Source organism: Enterobacter cloacae complex sp. HYC042_NIDB (assembly GCF_056673315.1).
This window is the reverse complement of the sequence record NZ_CP109650.1, coordinates 3,919,774-3,934,915: the sequence shown is the minus strand read 5'-3', so window position 1 is coordinate 3,934,915 and position 15,142 is coordinate 3,919,774. Positions and strand designations below refer to the sequence as shown.

At 57.7% G+C, this 15,142-nt stretch carries 19 protein-coding genes; 16 read left to right on the top strand and 3 right to left on the bottom strand.

All coding sequences use genetic code 11. The features are described 5' to 3' along the window. Positions 1-3: 3 nt before the first annotated feature. The 12 genes from cysD (at position 4) to rpoS (ending at position 9,637) form a co-directional block, all read left to right on the top strand. On the top strand, positions 4-912 hold the full coding sequence (gene cysD, locus OKF39_RS18830) for a sulfate adenylyltransferase subunit CysD (RefSeq protein WP_008499613.1): 909 nt from the start codon (positions 4-6) through the stop codon (positions 910-912). Positions 913-921: 9 nt separating this feature from the next. Further along, positions 922-2,346, top strand: a complete 1,425-nt coding sequence (cysN, locus tag OKF39_RS18825) for a sulfate adenylyltransferase subunit CysN (RefSeq protein WP_479983253.1) — start codon at positions 922-924, stop codon at positions 2,344-2,346. Further along, on the top strand, positions 2,346-2,951 hold the full coding sequence (gene cysC / locus OKF39_RS18820) for an adenylyl-sulfate kinase (protein WP_028014242.1): 606 nt from the start codon (positions 2,346-2,348) through the stop codon (positions 2,949-2,951). The genes cysN and cysC overlap by 1 nt, the downstream gene beginning before the upstream one ends. 58 nt (positions 2,952-3,009) lie before the next feature. Continuing rightward, the gene (locus OKF39_RS18815; protein WP_028014241.1) at positions 3,010-3,336 is read left to right on the top strand and encodes a DUF3561 family protein; all 327 of its coding nucleotides are present in this window, start codon (positions 3,010-3,012) and stop codon (positions 3,334-3,336) included. Between the two features lie 79 nt (positions 3,337-3,415). Further along, entirely contained in the window at positions 3,416-3,727 is a 312-nt protein-coding gene (gene ftsB, locus OKF39_RS18810; protein WP_003862095.1) for a cell division protein FtsB, read from the top strand. A 19-nt stretch (positions 3,728-3,746) separates the two neighbouring features. Next, entirely contained in the window at positions 3,747-4,457 is a 711-nt protein-coding gene (ispD, locus tag OKF39_RS18805; RefSeq protein WP_063155094.1) for a 2-C-methyl-D-erythritol 4-phosphate cytidylyltransferase, read from the top strand. Continuing rightward, complete coding sequence (gene ispF, locus OKF39_RS18800; protein WP_006811766.1) at positions 4,457-4,936, top strand: 2-C-methyl-D-erythritol 2,4-cyclodiphosphate synthase; 480 nt, start codon at positions 4,457-4,459, stop codon at positions 4,934-4,936. The genes ispD and ispF overlap by 1 nt, the downstream gene beginning before the upstream one ends. Then, positions 4,933-5,982: a tRNA pseudouridine(13) synthase TruD gene (gene truD, locus OKF39_RS18795; RefSeq protein WP_479983252.1), complete on the top strand. Its 1,050-nt coding sequence runs from the start codon at positions 4,933-4,935 to the stop codon at positions 5,980-5,982. Before ispF ends, truD begins: the two co-directional genes overlap by 4 nt. Further along, positions 5,963-6,724 (top strand): 5'/3'-nucleotidase SurE, encoded by a 762-nt coding sequence (gene surE, locus OKF39_RS18790; RefSeq protein WP_041908434.1) that lies wholly within the window; start codon positions 5,963-5,965, stop codon positions 6,722-6,724. Before truD ends, surE begins: the two co-directional genes overlap by 20 nt. Further along, positions 6,718-7,344, top strand: a complete 627-nt coding sequence (locus OKF39_RS18785; RefSeq protein WP_028014237.1) for a protein-L-isoaspartate(D-aspartate) O-methyltransferase — start codon at positions 6,718-6,720, stop codon at positions 7,342-7,344. The genes surE and OKF39_RS18785 overlap by 7 nt, the downstream gene beginning before the upstream one ends. Before the next feature lie 116 nt (positions 7,345-7,460). Continuing rightward, positions 7,461-8,585, top strand: a complete 1,125-nt coding sequence (gene nlpD, locus OKF39_RS18780; RefSeq protein WP_041908436.1) for a murein hydrolase activator NlpD — start codon at positions 7,461-7,463, stop codon at positions 8,583-8,585. Positions 8,586-8,644: 59 nt separating this feature from the next. Then, entirely contained in the window at positions 8,645-9,637 is a 993-nt protein-coding gene (rpoS, locus tag OKF39_RS18775) for an RNA polymerase sigma factor RpoS (protein WP_013098493.1), read from the top strand. Positions 9,638-9,689: 52 nt separating this feature from the next. Here rpoS and OKF39_RS18770 read toward each other — a convergent pair whose 3' ends face one another. Further along, complete coding sequence (locus tag OKF39_RS18770) at positions 9,690-10,067, bottom strand: DUF4440 domain-containing protein (protein ID WP_479983251.1); 378 nt, start codon at positions 10,065-10,067, stop codon at positions 9,690-9,692. Next, a complete protein-coding gene (locus tag OKF39_RS18765) occupies positions 10,064-11,266 on the bottom strand; it encodes an MFS transporter (RefSeq protein ID WP_248188807.1) in 1,203 nt (400 codons plus the stop codon). Before OKF39_RS18765 ends, OKF39_RS18770 begins: the two co-directional genes overlap by 4 nt. Positions 11,267-11,374: 108 nt before the next feature. On the opposite strand from OKF39_RS18765, the gene OKF39_RS18760 reads away from it, so the two are divergent. Further along, positions 11,375-12,262, top strand: a complete 888-nt coding sequence (locus OKF39_RS18760; RefSeq protein WP_236328040.1) for a LysR family transcriptional regulator — start codon at positions 11,375-11,377, stop codon at positions 12,260-12,262. Here OKF39_RS18760 and OKF39_RS18755 read toward each other — a convergent pair. Next, on the bottom strand, positions 12,259-12,666 hold the full coding sequence (locus tag OKF39_RS18755; protein WP_028014232.1) for a MarR family winged helix-turn-helix transcriptional regulator: 408 nt from the start codon (positions 12,664-12,666) through the stop codon (positions 12,259-12,261). The genes OKF39_RS18760 and OKF39_RS18755 overlap by 4 nt on opposite strands. A gap of 173 nt (positions 12,667-12,839) precedes the next feature. On the opposite strand from OKF39_RS18755, the gene OKF39_RS18750 reads away from it, so the two are divergent. From OKF39_RS18750 to OKF39_RS18740, 3 genes are read left to right on the top strand one after another with little or no spacing between them, the layout of a single operon-like run. Continuing rightward, positions 12,840-13,442, top strand: coding sequence for a non-oxidative hydroxyarylic acid decarboxylases subunit B (locus tag OKF39_RS18750; protein WP_479983250.1), 603 nt, complete (start codon positions 12,840-12,842; stop codon positions 13,440-13,442). Next, entirely contained in the window at positions 13,432-14,859 is a 1,428-nt protein-coding gene (locus tag OKF39_RS18745) for a non-oxidative hydroxyarylic acid decarboxylases subunit C (RefSeq protein WP_041908445.1), read from the top strand. Before OKF39_RS18750 ends, OKF39_RS18745 begins: the two co-directional genes overlap by 11 nt. 10 nt (positions 14,860-14,869) lie before the next feature. Next, positions 14,870-15,091 (top strand): non-oxidative hydroxyarylic acid decarboxylases subunit D, encoded by a 222-nt coding sequence (locus OKF39_RS18740; RefSeq protein ID WP_479983249.1) that lies wholly within the window; start codon positions 14,870-14,872, stop codon positions 15,089-15,091. Positions 15,092-15,142: the final 51 nt, after the last annotated feature.

Genomic DNA, 15,142 nt, shown 5'->3' with positions numbered 1-15,142 from the left:
GTTATGGACCAAAAACGACTTACTCACCTGCGGCAGCTCGAAGCGGAAAGTATCCATATTATCCGCGAAGTGGCCGCCGAGTTCTCTAACCCGGTGATGATGTACTCCATCGGTAAAGATTCCAGCGTCATGCTGCACCTGGCGCGTAAAGCGTTTTATCCGGGCACGTTGCCGTTCCCGCTGCTGCACGTGGATACCGGCTGGAAATTCCGCGAAATGTACGAATTCCGCGACCGTACCGCCAAAGCCTACGGCTGCGAGCTGCTGGTGCACAAAAATCCGGAAGGGGTGGCGATGGGCATTAACCCGTTCGTCCACGGCAGCGCCAAGCATACCGACATCATGAAAACCGAAGGGCTGAAGCAGGCGCTGAACAAGTACGGTTTTGACGCGGCCTTCGGCGGCGCGCGGCGTGACGAAGAAAAATCCCGCGCCAAAGAGCGTATCTACTCCTTCCGCGACCGCTTCCATCGCTGGGATCCGAAAAACCAGCGCCCGGAGCTGTGGCACAACTACAACGGCCAGATCAACAAGGGCGAAAGCATTCGCGTCTTCCCGCTCTCTAACTGGACCGAGCTGGATATCTGGCAGTACATCTATCTGGAAAACATCGAGATTGTTCCGCTGTACCTGGCCGCCGAGCGCCCGGTGCTGGAGCGCGACGGCATGCTGATGATGATTGACGACGATCGTATCGACCTGCAGCCGGGTGAAGTGATCAAAAAACAGATGGTCCGTTTCCGTACCCTCGGCTGCTGGCCGCTGACCGGCGCGGTGGAATCGAACGCGCAGACGCTGCCGGAGATCATCGAAGAGATGCTGGTGTCCACCACCAGCGAGCGACAGGGGCGCGTGATTGACCGCGACCAGGCAGGCTCCATGGAGCTGAAGAAACGTCAGGGTTATTTCTAAGGAGCCGCCATGAACACCACTATTGCTCAACAAATTGCCAACGAAGGCGGCGTGGAAGCGTATCTGCACGCCCAACAACATAAAAGCCTGCTGCGCTTTCTGACCTGCGGCAGCGTGGATGACGGGAAAAGTACCCTGATTGGCCGCCTGCTGCACGACACGCGCCAGATTTATGAAGATCAGCTCTCTTCCCTGCATAACGACAGCAAGCGTCACGGCACCCAGGGCGAAAAACTTGACCTGGCGCTGCTGGTGGACGGCCTGCAGGCGGAGCGCGAGCAGGGCATCACTATTGACGTGGCCTATCGCTATTTCTCCACCGAGAAGCGCAAGTTTATTATCGCCGACACCCCGGGGCACGAGCAGTACACCCGCAATATGGCGACCGGCGCATCCACCTGCGATCTGGCGATCCTGCTGATGGACGCCCGTAAAGGCGTGCTGGATCAAACCCGTCGCCACAGCTTTATCTCCACTTTGCTGGGGATCAAGAACCTGGTGGTGGCGGTCAACAAGATGGATCTGGTGAACTTCAGCGAAGAAAAATTCGAGGAGATCCGCCAGAGCTACCTGACCTTTGCCGAACAGCTGCCGGGCAACCTGGATATTCGCTTTGTGCCGCTCTCGGCGCTGGAAGGGGATAACGTCGCCTCCCAGAGCGCGAACATGCCGTGGTACAGCGGCCCGACGCTGCTGGAAGTGCTGGAGACCGTTGAAATTCATCGCGTGGTCGACACTCAGCCAATGCGCTTCCCGGTGCAGTACGTGAACCGTCCAAACCTCGATTTCCGCGGCTTCTCCGGCACTATTGCTTCCGGTTCCGTGAAGGTGGGGCAGCGCGTGAAGGTGTTGCCATCCGGCGTGGAGTCAGCAATTGCGCGTATCGTGACCTTCGACGGCGACCTGCAGGAAGCCGGGGCAGGGGAAGCGGTCACGCTGGTGTTGAAAGACGAAATTGATATCAGCCGCGGTGACCTGCTGGTCGACGCGCAGGAGACGCTGGCGGCGGTGCAGGGCGCTTCCGTGGACGTGGTGTGGATGGCCGAACAGCCGCTGACCGCAGGCCAGAGCTACGACATCAAAATTGCGGGCAAGAAAACCCGCGCCCGCGTGGACGGCATTCAGTTCCAGGTGGACATCAACAACCTGACCCACCGTGACGTGAGCGAGCTGCCGCTGAACGGTATTGGCCTGGTCGATCTGACCTTCGACGAGCCGCTGGTGCTGGATCCGTATCAGCAGAACCCGGTGACGGGCGGGCTGATCTTTATTGACCGCCTGACCAACGTTACCGTCGGCGCGGGCATGGTGCGCGAGCCTAACGCGCAGGCGAGCGTGACCTCTGAGTTCAGCGCCTTCGAGCTGGAGCTGAACGCGCTGGTGCGTAAGCACTTCCCGCACTGGGGCGCCCGCGATCTGCTGGGAGGCAAGTAATGGCCGCCCATGATGAGAACGTCGTCTGGCATCCTCATCCGGTCACCGTCGCCCAGCGCGAACAGCTTCACGGCCACCGTGGGGTGGTGCTGTGGTTTACCGGGCTGTCTGGCTCCGGTAAATCCACGGTGGCGGGCGCGCTGGAAGAGGCGCTGCATCAGCAGGGAGTAAGTACCTACCTGCTGGATGGCGACAACGTGCGTCACGGCCTGTGCAGCGATTTGGGGTTCAGCGACGACGACCGCAAAGAGAACATTCGCCGGGTAGGTGAAGTCGCCAGCCTGATGGCTGACGCCGGGCTGGTGGTGCTGACGGCGTTTATCTCGCCGCACCGCGCCGAGCGCCAGATGGTGCGCGAGCGCGTGGGTCAGGATCGCTTTATCGAAGTGTTTGTCGATACGCCGCTGGAGATCTGCGAAGCGCGCGATCCGAAAGGGTTGTACAAAAAAGCGCGTGCCGGCGAGCTGCGAAACTTCACCGGAATTGACTCGGTTTACGAAGCGCCTGAATCGCCTGAGATTCACCTGGAAGGTCAACAATTGGTAACAAATTTAGTAAGCCAATTATTAGACCTGCTCAGACGGGACGATATTATCAGATCCTGAGGCGGTATCGTTCGGGAGCTGTCTTCCCGAACGATGAGTCACGGTCACAGGATTAGCTATGCGCAACAGTGAAAACTACATTATCACCACCGGGTCGGAACCGTTAACCACCGACAATGAGACGACCTGGTCCTTCCCTGGGGCGATAGTCGGCTTTGCGTCGTGGTTACTGGCGCTGGGTATTCCATTTTTGATCTACGGTGGTAACACCCTTTTCTTCTTTCTCTACACCTGGCCCTTCTTCCTGGCGCTGATGCCCGTTGCGGTCGTTGTCGGGGTTGCGCTGCACTCCCTTTTCAACGGCAAGCTCCTGTACAGTACGGTTATCACGATTGCCACCGTTGTCGTCATCTTTGGCCTGCTGTTTTTATGGCTGATGGGCTAACTTGCGACATAATTAAAACCCCGCAGTAGAGTCGAACGGAAAGTTATGGGATGATGATGCCGTTTTTTCAGGGGGCAGGATGGGTAAACTAACGCTGCTGTTGCTGGCTTTGCTGGTCTGGCTGCAATATTCGTTGTGGTTCGGTAAGAACGGGCTGCACGACTACAGCCGGGTGAGCGATGACGTCGCGGCTCAGCAGGCAACAAATGCCAAACTTAAGGCGCGTAACGATCAACTCTTTGCTGAAATTGATGACCTCAATGGCGGCCAGGAGGCGATTGAGGAGCGCGCACGCAATGAACTCAGTATGACTAAGCCGGGCGAAACCTTTTATCGTCTGGTTCCGGATGCGTCTAAACGCAATCAGGGCTCAGCACAAAACAATCGATAATCAGGCCCAGGATTACGACATGGCAGCAACTTTTTCGGACGTATGTGCCGTGGTGCCGGCCGCAGGTTTTGGCCGGCGCATGCAGACAGAATGTCCCAAGCAGTACCTCTCAATTGGCGATAAAACGATCCTTGAGCACGCCGTGGCGGCGCTGCTGGCGCACCCGCGGGTGACGCACGTGGTCATCGCCATCAGTCCCGGCGATGCCCGCTTTGCGCAGCTGCCGCTGGCAAAACACCCACAGATTACCGTAGTTGATGGCGGCGCCGAGCGCGCCGATTCCGTGCTGGCGGGCATTCAGGCTGCCGGAAGCGCCCAGTGGGTGCTGGTCCATGACGCGGCACGTCCGTGCCTGCATCAGGACGACCTGGCACGCCTGCTGGCGCTGAGCGAAACCAGTAAAGTGGGCGGTATTCTGGCCGCGCCGGTGCGCGACACCATGAAGCGTGCCGAGCCGGGCAAGCGTGCTATCGCCCACACCGTTGAGCGCGTCGACTTATGGCACGCGCTGACGCCGCAATTTTTCCCCCGCGAACTGCTCCACGACTGCTTAACGCGTGCCCTTAATGAAGGCGCGACCATCACGGACGAAGCCTCCGCGCTGGAGTATTGCGGTTTTCACCCCACGCTTGTTGAAGGGCGCGCTGATAATATAAAAGTGACGCGCCCGGAAGATTTACAGCTCGCGGAATTTTATCTTACCCGTTCGACCCATCAGGAGAAGGCATAATGCGAATTGGACACGGTTTTGATGTACACGCCTTTGGCGGAGAAGGCCCAATTATCATTGGCGGCGTACGTATTCCTTACGAAAAAGGGCTGCTGGCGCATTCTGATGGCGACGTGGCGCTGCATGCGCTGACCGACGCGCTGCTCGGCGCTGCCGCGCTGGGTGATATCGGCAAGCTGTTCCCGGACACCGACCCGGCCTTTAAAGGGGCGGACAGCCGCGAATTGCTGCGCGAAGCGTGGCGCCGTATTCAGGCGAAAGGTTACACCCTCGGCAACGTCGACGTGACGATTATTGCCCAGGCCCCGAAAATGCTGCCGCACATTCCGCAGATGCGCGTATTTATTGCTGAAGATCTGGGCTGCCATATGGATGACGTCAACGTCAAAGCCACCACCACGGAGAAGCTGGGCTTTACCGGTCGTGGCGAAGGGATTGCCTGTGAAGCCGTGGCGCTGCTGGTGAAGGCGGCAAAATGACGGACTTCGATAACCTGACATACCTGCACGGCAAGCCGCAGGGGAACGGGGTGCTGAAAGCCAGCCCGGAAGATTTCCTCGTGGTGGAGGATCTGGGCTTTGAGCCCGATGGCGAAGGCGAACATATCCTGGTGCGTATTCTGAAAAACGGCTGCAACACCCGCTTTGTGGCCGACGCGCTGGCAAAATTCCTCAAAATTCACGCCCGGGAAGTGAGCTTTGCCGGGCAGAAAGATAAACATGCCGTCACCGAGCAGTGGCTCTGCGCCCGCGTGCCCGGCAATGCGATGCCTGATTTAAGCAAATTTGAGCTTGAAGGCTGTAAGGTGCTGGAGTATGCCCGCCACAAGCGCAAGCTGCGCCTGGGGGCGTTGAAAGGCAACGCGTTTACGCTGGTGCTGCGCGAAGTGACTAACCGTGAAGACGTTGAAAAACGTCTCAACGCCATTAATGAACGCGGCGTTCCGAACTACTTTGGCGCGCAGCGCTTTGGCATTGGCGGCAGCAACCTGCAGGGCGCGCTGCGCTGGGCGCAAAGCGATGCGCCGGTGCGCGACAGGAATAAACGCAGTTTTTGGTTGTCGGCGGCCCGCAGCGCGTTGTTTAATCAGATTGTGAGCGAAAGGCTGAAAAAACCGGACGCGAATCAAGTTGTTGTTGGCGATGCGCTACAATTAGCGGGACGCGGAAGCTGGTTTGTGGCAACGGCCGAAGAAATGGCCGATGTGCAGTCGCGCGTGGAAGCCAAAGCGCTGATGATTACCGCAGCTTTGCCGGGCTCAGGCGACTGGGGCACCCAGGGCGACGCGTTGAGCGCTGAGCAGTCCGCTGTGGCGGATGCGCCGGAATTACAATCCTTGCTGGTGCGGGAAAAAGTCGAAGCAGCGCGCCGCGCGATGCTGCTCTATCCGCAGCAGTTAAGCTGGAACTGGTGGGATGACGTGACCGTCGAGTTACGCTTCTGGCTGCCGGCAGGTAGCTTTGCCACCAGTGTTGTCAGGGAACTAATCAACACCTCGGGTGATTATGCGAATATTGCTGAGTAACGATGACGGGATCCACGCGCCGGGCATTCAGACCCTGGCGAAGCACCTCCGTGAATTTGCGGATGTGCAGGTTGTGGCCCCCGATCGTAACCGCAGTGGAGCGTCTAACTCACTGACGCTGGAGTCGTCGCTTCGCACCTTTACCTTTGAAAATGGCGATATTGCCGTGCAGATGGGCACGCCGACGGACTGCGTGTTTCTGGGCGTGAACGCGCTGATGCGCCCGCGTCCGGATATCGTCGTCTCCGGCATTAACGCCGGGCCGAACCTCGGCGATGACGTGATTTACTCCGGAACGGTAGCGGCGGCAATGGAAGGGCGCCATCTGGGGTTCCCGGCGCTGGCGGTCTCGTTAAACGGCCACACGCACTACGATACCGCCGCCGCGGTGACCTGCTCGATCCTGCGGGCGCTAGGCCGCGAGCCGCTGCGTACCGGGCGCATTCTCAACATCAACGTGCCGGATCTTCCTCTCAATGAAATTAAGGGCATTCGCGTTACGCGCTGCGGAAGCCGGCATCCGGCCGATCAGGTGATCCCGCAGCAGGATCCTCGCGGCAACACGCTTTACTGGATCGGGCCTCCTGGCGATAAGTGCGATGCGGGTCCGGACACCGACTTTGCCGCCGTGGATGATGGCTATGTCTCGGTCACTCCGCTGCACGTAGATTTAACCGCGTATAGCGCGCATGATGTGGTATCGGGCTGGCTGGATCGCGCAGGAGTGAACGCGCAATGGTAAGCAAACGTGTACAAACTCTTCTGGAACAACTTCGCGCACAGGGGATCCGCGACGAGCACGTGCTTGAAGCGCTCGCTCAGGTCCCGCGTGAGAAATTTGTAGACGAGGCGTTTGAACACAAAGCGTGGGAAAACGTAGCGCTGCCCATCGGGCAAGGCCAGACGATTTCGCAGCCTTATATGGTGGCGCGGATGACGGAGCTGCTGGAACTCACGCCCGACTCACGCGTGCTGGAGATTGGCACCGGGTCGGGGTATCAGACCGCCATCCTGGCGCATCTGGTACACCATGTCTGTTCCGTAGAGCGGATCAAAGGTTTGCAATGGCAGGCGCGTCGTCGCCTGAAACAACTTGATTTACATAATGTTTCGACACGACACGGTGATGGATGGCAGGGTTGGCAGGCTCGCGCCCCGTTTGACGCTATCATCGTGACGGCGGCTCCGCCTGAAATTCCCGCTGCGCTCTTGTCGCAGCTGGATGAGGGGGGCATTCTTGTTCTGCCCGTCGGGGACGAGCAGCAGCTATTGAAGCGCGTTCGTCGGCGCGGCGGCGAGTATATTATCGACACCGTGGAAGCCGTGCGCTTTGTGCCTCTGGTAAAGGGGGAGTTGGCCTGAGACTCGGATTTATCCAGGGTTATTAAGGCAAATTCAGCGTATGGTGTGGCGCGAAAGATTCGTGTCATCACGGTAAATTTTAAGTCACTGGTAGTTAACACATTCCTGGGGGATAAATGAGCGCGGGAAGCCCTAAATTCACCATCAGCCGTGTTGCGGCATTATCACTGGTTTCGCTCTGGCTGGCAGGCTGTACAAGTTCCAACAACGCGCCTGCGCCCGTCAGTTCCGTCGGGGGAAACAGCGGCTCCGGTAACACGTCCAGCGGAATGTTGATCACGCCTCCGCCTAAAATGGGTACTGCTGCGCCGCAGCAAACACCACAAATTCAGCCTGTGCAACATCCTGTTACACAGCCAACGCAGATTCAGCCAGTTGAACAGCCTGTTCAGACCCAAAATGGCCGCATAGTCTATAACCGCCAGTATGGGAACATTCCGAAAGGCAGCTATACCGGCGGCAGCACCTATACCGTGAAGCGCGGCGATACGCTGTTCTACATTGCCTGGATCACCGGGAACGATTTCCGTGACCTCGCGCAGCGCAATAACGTCCAGGCCCCGTATGCTCTGGAAGTTGGCCAAACGCTCCAGGTGGGCAACGCAACGGGTACGCCACTGACGCCTGGCAATACGGTTTCAGCGGCCGATGTGACGGCTCAAAATAACAGCGTTAAGCCTGCACAAAAATCCACCACGGTGGTTGCTTCACAACCTGTAATTACGTATTCTGAGGATTCAGGTGATCAGACTGCTAACAAAATGTTGCCGAATAATAAAGGGACTGCGACTGTTGTCACAGCACCGACCACGGCACCTGTGGTTAGCTCTACTGAACCGACTGCAAGCAGTCAGAATGCCAGTTCGTCCATCACCGCATGGCGCTGGCCAACCGACGGCAAGATTATCGAGAACTTCGCAACCTCTGAGGGTGGGAACAAAGGGATCGATATCGCAGGCAGTAAAGGACAGGCTATCATCGCGACCGCAGACGGACGCGTTGTGTATGCCGGTAACGCGCTGCGCGGTTACGGTAATCTGATTATCATCAAACATAACGATGATTACCTGAGTGCCTACGCCCATAACGACACAATGCTGGTCCGGGAACAACAAGAAGTTAAGGCGGGGCAAAAAATCGCTACCATGGGTAGCACCGGAACCAGTTCTACACGCTTGCATTTTGAAATTCGTTACAAGGGGAAATCCGTAAACCCGCTGCAGTACTTGCCGCAGCGATAAATTGACGGGGCATGCCAGCCAGGGTGTCTCGTTCAGGGATCACGGGTAGGAGCCACCTTATGAGTCAGAATACGCTGAAAGTTCATGATTTAAATGAAGACGCGGAATTTGATGAGAACGGAGCAGAGGCTTTTGACGAAAAAGCCTTAGTAGAAGAGGAACCCAGTGATAACGATTTGGCTGAAGAAGAGCTGTTATCGCAGGGCGCCACACAGCGTGTACTGGACGCGACTCAGCTTTACCTTGGGGAGATTGGTTACTCCCCACTGCTAACGGCCGAAGAAGAAGTCTATTTCGCACGTCGTGCTTTGCGTGGTGATGTTGCCTCGCGTCGTCGCATGATCGAAAGTAACCTGCGACTGGTCGTGAAAATTGCCCGCCGTTACGGCAATCGTGGTCTGGCTCTGCTGGATCTGATTGAAGAGGGCAACTTAGGTCTCATCCGCGCAGTTGAGAAGTTTGACCCGGAACGCGGGTTCCGTTTCTCAACCTACGCGACCTGGTGGATTCGTCAGACCATCGAACGGGCTATTATGAACCAGACCCGTACGATCCGACTGCCGATCCACATCGTCAAAGAGTTGAACGTCTATCTGCGTACCGCGCGCGAGTTGTCCCATAAACTGGACCACGAGCCAAGCGCAGAAGAAATTGCCGAACAACTCGACAAACCGGTTGATGACGTAAGCCGTATGCTGCGTCTCAACGAGCGCATTACCTCGGTTGACACCCCGCTGGGTGGCGACTCCGAAAAAGCGCTGCTGGACATCCTGGCCGATGAAAAAGACAACGGCCCGGAAGACACCACGCAGGACGATGACATGAAGCAGAGCATCGTCAAATGGCTGTTCGAACTGAACGCCAAACAGCGTGAAGTGCTGGCACGTCGTTTCGGTTTACTTGGGTATGAAGCTGCGACACTGGAAGACGTCGGCCGCGAAATTGGCCTGACCCGTGAACGTGTTCGTCAGATTCAGGTAGAAGGTCTGCGCCGCCTGCGTGAAATCCTGCAGGGGCAAGGGCTGAATATCGAAGCGCTGTTCCGCGAATAAGCAACCTTTCGTCAAAAAAGGCCCGTCGTGAGACGGGCCTTTTTCTTTTGTGCTACAGCTGGGCCGTTTCGTGCAGCAGACGCCATGTAATCCCGCCGCCTTCCTGATTAAGCACCGCGGTTGACCAGCGCACGTTGACGGGCAGGTCCGGCCGGGTTTGCGTCTCCCGGTAGTGCAGTACCGCGCCACGATCCCAGCGCTCGATCGTGGATAATTCGTCAATGGCGATCTTCAGTCCGGGGCGGCTTCCTCGCTGACTGTGCAGAAAGTCCACAAGGCCGTGATAGTCGATATGAACGCCTCCCGGTGGGATCATCAGAAAATCTGGCCGGAAACGGGCGAGCAGGGCGTCGGAGTCGCCTTCGCCTTTGCCTAACCAGTTTTCAAGCGCAATGTGGAGGTCGATAATGTCGTGTTCAAAAGGCGTCATGAATTCTCCTGTCGCAGCTGGTCGAGCACCTGCGTATTGTTAAGTCGGAAAACGTACAGTACAGGCAATAGGGTCATGCCTGCGGCAAAAAGAAACATTCCGTGCCAGGCGGCGAGCGGCGCCAGATAACTCTGCGCCAGACTCAGCACCTCTGCCAGCAGCAGGGCACCGGCAAAAAAGCTCAACTGACGATTGAGATTCCACAGCGCGCTGGCATCCGGCATCTCTTCCCGGCGCGTTGTCAGAAAAGCGCTGCTCTGAGCGGTACTGCTGCACAGGCTTCCCCCCGCGCCCATCAGGGTAAACGCAACGACAGGAAGCAGCGTAGCCGAACTGACGTTAAGCAAAAGCAGAATGCCCGTCGCCTGCAGCAGGCAGCCGATAACAATCAGCGGCTGTGGGCCGAAACGGTTAAAATAGCGTCCCGTCGCCGTGATGGCGATAAACGATGCCACGGACCACGGTAGCATGAGCATACCCGTTGTGGCTGGGCTCATGTTCGCCTCGTGCTGAAGATAAAACATGCCCGTAACGTTCACCCCGATAAATACGCCAGGAACGCATACATAGACAAGCATGGCAAAACGCAAAAGCGGGTCCGCGAGCAACCGCAGGTTGAGCAGCCTGGCCGCTTTCATCGCGGGTATTTCATGTTTAAGCCACAGGCAGGCCAACACAAAGGTCACGATGGCCACCGGAAGCGTCGCGAAAAATATCCACCGCCAGCTTAGCATCTGCACCAGCAGGCCCCCGATAGCGGGGGAGCAGGCGGGAGCAAGCAGCGCGACCAGCATGACCGCCGAGGAGAGTCTGGCTCGCTCGTGAGGCTGAAACAGTTGCCAGGTCAGCGCCTGTCCAACGGGGATCAGTAAGCCACCGCCCACGCCCTGCAGCACGCGCCAGGCGATCAGACTTTCCAGCGTTGCAGACAGGCCTGCCGCAGCAGAAGCCGCGCTGAACAGAAAAAGCGAGAGCAGGATGACCCGTTTTGGTCCGAAGCGGCGCGTGAGCATGCTGCTAAACGGGATCGCCAGCGTCAGGCCGACAATGTACCCGTTACTGACCCAGGCAAGCGCTGAAGGCGTGGCGTTAAGGGCTTGCGCCATCGCCGGAAAAGCGACGCTGGCAATAAACATGTTGATCAAATCAAGAAAAAAGCCCAGCAGATAGACAGCGGCGACTTTGCTGCGATACGTCATGGTGGATCCTCCCGTGAGGTGGCGTATCGTATCGACCCCGGAAGCACGGATAAACCTGACAAAGCGCGATATACTGTCAAAAAAATTTTGACGGTAAAAGGCGTAATGATGATTAACCTACAGCGGACGCAGATGTTTGTTGCGGTGGCCGATACCGGCAGCTTTACTGCCGCAGCGGATGCGCTGGGCCTGACAAAAGCCGTGGTCAGCTTCAATATTCGCCAGCTCGAAGCCGAGCTGGGGGTAACGCTGCTGCTGCGCTCCACCCGCCGCCTGACGTTAACCGAGGCGGGAGCGCTTTTTCATCAGCGCAGCGTGGCGCTTCTGAAGGACGCAGAACGGCTGCAGGATGATGTTCGCGCGAATCATGCAGGACTCACGGGGGAATTGCGGATCACCACCACGCCTGAGTATGGTTCGCGGGTCGTGGTACCGTTGCTGGCAAGGTTTAGCCAGCTGCACCCGGAGCTTCGCGTGCGTCATGTTTCGTCTTCACTCCATGCCGACCTGATCTCAGAGCGCTTTGACGTGGCTATTCGGTTGGGAACGCTTACCGACTCGCGCTACCACGCCGCATTGATTTCACATTTTTCCATCCTGCCCGTCGCGACGCCGGAATGGCGGATGAATCATCCGGTTGAATCGCTTGCGCAGCTGGCGCAAGCCGACTGGATTATTCACGAGCGCTTAGCGTCGCCGCTGTGCTGGCAGGTGAAAGATGCCAGCGGTGCGCCTGAAATGCTTGAAATAAAAAAAGCGCCGCGCCTGTTTGCCGACAGCGCGCAGGCGCTTATGGCCTTTGCGCTTGCGGGAAGTGGCGTGGCGTTACTGCCGGAATGGCTGGTGCGCGATGCGCTTGATGCGGGAAAACTGGTCCCGGTTTTACCGGAATATACCTTCGCGCGGCAGGGCATCCACGCGGTTTATCCGGATGCCCGGCACGTGCCTGCGAAAGTGCGCACCTTTATTGATTTTATGCGCGCCAGCGTGAATTAATCGTGCATCATCTTTTTGATGAGCGCAGAGAACTGCTCCCGTTCGGCCTTATTAAGACGCCCTAAAAACGCCTCATCCACCTCGTTGCCGACCGGCTGGCAGTCTGCAAGCAGGGCTTCGCCTTCCGGCGTCAGGAAGACAAACCGGCGGCGCTTATCTGCGGGATCGTGCTCGCGTTTGACCAGCCCGCGCGCCTCCATTCGGCTGAGCATCTCCGCCAGAGTCGCCTTCGTGCTGACCGCCACTTCGGTCAATGCCACCTGCTCAATGCCCGGGTGCTCGGCAATGGAGCGCATAACCGCATACTGCGGCTTGGTCAGTTCCGGCAGGGAATGTTGCCACTTAGCGGTATGCTGTTGAAAAAGCTGACGTAACAGGTGGAACGCCTCTTGTCTTAGTTCCATGAACACTCCGACAGAAAAAATCACCCCCTATGATAGCCGCTAAAGCCCGGGATGATAACGCGGGATTTTTTAGCAATTAATGTGATCGTGTGCGAACGATCTTGTCAGTAGAGCGATCCGGGAGTAGTTTATCTATAAATGTTCGTACACGAACAAATTGATTGAGGTGATGAATGAGATTGATCGTGGGAATGACAGGAGCAACGGGGGCTCCGCTGGGCGTGGCGCTGCTGCTGGCGCTGAGGGAAATGCCGGAGGTAGAGACCCATCTGGTCATGTCGAAGTGGGCAAAAACAACCATTGAGCTGGAAACGCCTTACAGCGTGCAGGACGTTGCTGCGCTGGCTGACGTTGTTCACAGCCCGGCTGACCAGGCCGCCACCATCTCCTCCGGCTCGTTTCGCACCGACGGCATGATCGTCATTCCCTGCAGCATGAAAACGCTGGCGGGGATCCGCGCGGGCTACGCCGAAGGGCTGGTGGGCCGTGCGGCAGATGTGGTGCTGAAAGAGGGCCGCAAGCTGGTGCTCGTTCCCCGCGAAACGCCGCTCAGCACCATTCATCTGGAGAACATGCTGGCGCTTTCCCGCATGGGCGTGGCGATGGTGCCGCCCATGCCTGCGTATTACAACCACCCGCAAACCGCCGATGACATCACCCAGCATATCGTCACCCGTGTGCTCGACCAGTTTGGTCTGGAGCACAACAAGGCGCGCCGATGGAACGGGTTGCGGGAGGCGAAACATATTTCACAGGAGAACAAAGATGGCATTTGATGATTTGAGAAGCTTCCTGCAGGCGCTCGATGAGCAAGGGCAACTGCTGAAAATTGAGGAAGAGGTGAATGCGGAGCCGGACCTGGCGGCGGCAGCCAACGCCACAGGCCGTATTGGCGACGGCGCGCCCGCGCTGTGGTTCGACAATATTCGTGGCTTTACCGATGCCCGCGTGGTGATGAACACCATCGGCTCGTGGCAAAACCACGCCATATCGATGGGGCTGCCAGCGAATACCCCGGTAAAAAAACAGATCGACGAGTTTATTCGCCGCTGGGATAAATTCCCCGTTACGCCGGAGCGCCGCGCTAACCCGGCCTGGGCGCAAAATACGGTCGACGGTGAAGACATTAACCTATTCGATATCCTGCCGCTGTTTCGCCTGAACGACGGTGACGGCGGTTTTTATCTCGATAAAGCGTGCGTTGTCTCGCGCGATCCGCTCGACCCGGACCATTTCGGCAAGCAGAACGTCGGGATCTACCGCATGGAGGTCAAGGGCAAGCGCAAGCTCGGCCTGCAGCCGGTACCGATGCACGATATCGCCCTCCATCTGCACAAAGCGGAAGAGCGCGGGCAAGATCTGCCGATCGCGATTACTCTCGGCAACGACCCGATTATCACCCTGATGGGCGCCACGCCGCTGAAATACGATCAGTCTGAGTATGAAATGGCCGGCGCGCTGCGCGAAAGCCCGTACCCGATTGCCACCGCGCCGCTGACCGGCTTCGACGTGCCGTGGGGGTCTGAAGTGATCCTGGAAGGGGTGATTGAAGGCCGCAAACGTGAAATCGAAGGGCCGTTCGGCGAGTTTACCGGACACTATTCCGGTGGCCGTAATATGACAGTGGTCCGTATCGACAAAGTTTCTTACCGCACCAAACCGATCTTCGAATCCCTTTACCTCGGCATGCCGTGGACCGAGATTGACTATCTGATGGGACCAGCCACCTGCGTGCCGCTTTACCAGCAGCTGAAGGCAGAATTCCCGGAAGTGCAGGCGGTGAACGCGATGTACACCCACGGTCTGCTGGCAATTATCTCCACCAAAAAACGCTACGGTGGTTTTGCCCGCGCGGTCGGTTTACGCGCCATGACCACACCGCACGGTCTGGGCTACGTGAAGATGGTGATTATGGTGGATGAGGATGTCGATCCGTTCAACCTCCCGCAGGTGATGTGGGCGCTCTCATCGAAGGTCAATCCTGCAGGGGATCTGGTGCAGCTGCCGAACATGTCAGTGCTTGAACTCGACCCTGGCTCCAGCCCGGCGGGCATTACCGACAAACTGATTATTGATGCCACCACGCCTGTTGCACCGGACACCCGTGGCCACTACAGCCAGCCGGTACAGGATCTGCCTGAAACTAAAGCCTGGGCTGAAAAACTGACCGCGATGCTGGCAGCACGCCAATAAGGAGGAAAAGATGATTTGTCCACGTTGTGCCGATGAGCATATTGAAGTGATGGCGACGTCACCGGTGAAAGGGGTCTGGACCGTTTATCAGTGCCTGCATTGTCTTTATACCTGGCGCGATACCGAACCGCTGCGTCGTACCAGCCGCGAGCATTACCCGGAAGCGTTCCGCATGACGCAGAAGGATATTGATGAAGCACCGCAGGTGCCGACGATCCCGCCGCTGTTGTAAAAATAAGCCCGGTAGCGCTGCGCTTACCGGGCCTAAGGGTTTTGTAGGTCG

What these genes read in the sequence shown, in the direction of transcription:
- cysD (WP_008499613.1), top strand. Translation starts at nt 4, where the DNA reads ATGGACCAAAAACGACTTACTCACCTGCGGCAGCTCGAAGCGGAAAGT.
- cysN (WP_479983253.1), top strand. Translation starts at nt 922, where the DNA reads ATGAACACCACTATTGCTCAACAAATTGCCAACGAAGGCGGCGTGGAA.
- cysC (WP_028014242.1), top strand. Translation starts at nt 2,346, where the DNA reads ATGGCCGCCCATGATGAGAACGTCGTCTGGCATCCTCATCCGGTCACC.
- OKF39_RS18815 (WP_028014241.1), top strand. Translation starts at nt 3,010, where the DNA reads ATGCGCAACAGTGAAAACTACATTATCACCACCGGGTCGGAACCGTTA.
- ftsB (WP_003862095.1), top strand. Translation starts at nt 3,416, where the DNA reads ATGGGTAAACTAACGCTGCTGTTGCTGGCTTTGCTGGTCTGGCTGCAA.
- ispD (WP_063155094.1), top strand. Translation starts at nt 3,747, where the DNA reads ATGGCAGCAACTTTTTCGGACGTATGTGCCGTGGTGCCGGCCGCAGGT.
- ispF (WP_006811766.1), top strand. Translation starts at nt 4,457, where the DNA reads ATGCGAATTGGACACGGTTTTGATGTACACGCCTTTGGCGGAGAAGGC.
- truD (WP_479983252.1), top strand. Translation starts at nt 4,933, where the DNA reads ATGACGGACTTCGATAACCTGACATACCTGCACGGCAAGCCGCAGGGG.
- surE (WP_041908434.1), top strand. Translation starts at nt 5,963, where the DNA reads ATGCGAATATTGCTGAGTAACGATGACGGGATCCACGCGCCGGGCATT.
- OKF39_RS18785 (WP_028014237.1), top strand. Translation starts at nt 6,718, where the DNA reads ATGGTAAGCAAACGTGTACAAACTCTTCTGGAACAACTTCGCGCACAG.
- nlpD (WP_041908436.1), top strand. Translation starts at nt 7,461, where the DNA reads ATGAGCGCGGGAAGCCCTAAATTCACCATCAGCCGTGTTGCGGCATTA.
- rpoS (WP_013098493.1), top strand. Translation starts at nt 8,645, where the DNA reads ATGAGTCAGAATACGCTGAAAGTTCATGATTTAAATGAAGACGCGGAA.
- OKF39_RS18770 (WP_479983251.1), bottom strand. Translation starts at nt 10,067, where the DNA reads ATGACGCCTTTTGAACACGACATTATCGACCTCCACATTGCGCTTGAA.
- OKF39_RS18765 (WP_248188807.1), bottom strand. Translation starts at nt 11,266, where the DNA reads ATGACGTATCGCAGCAAAGTCGCCGCTGTCTATCTGCTGGGCTTTTTT.
- OKF39_RS18760 (WP_236328040.1), top strand. Translation starts at nt 11,375, where the DNA reads ATGATTAACCTACAGCGGACGCAGATGTTTGTTGCGGTGGCCGATACC.
- OKF39_RS18755 (WP_028014232.1), bottom strand. Translation starts at nt 12,666, where the DNA reads ATGGAACTAAGACAAGAGGCGTTCCACCTGTTACGTCAGCTTTTTCAA.
- OKF39_RS18750 (WP_479983250.1), top strand. Translation starts at nt 12,840, where the DNA reads ATGAGATTGATCGTGGGAATGACAGGAGCAACGGGGGCTCCGCTGGGC.
- OKF39_RS18745 (WP_041908445.1), top strand. Translation starts at nt 13,432, where the DNA reads ATGGCATTTGATGATTTGAGAAGCTTCCTGCAGGCGCTCGATGAGCAA.
- OKF39_RS18740 (WP_479983249.1), top strand. Translation starts at nt 14,870, where the DNA reads ATGATTTGTCCACGTTGTGCCGATGAGCATATTGAAGTGATGGCGACG.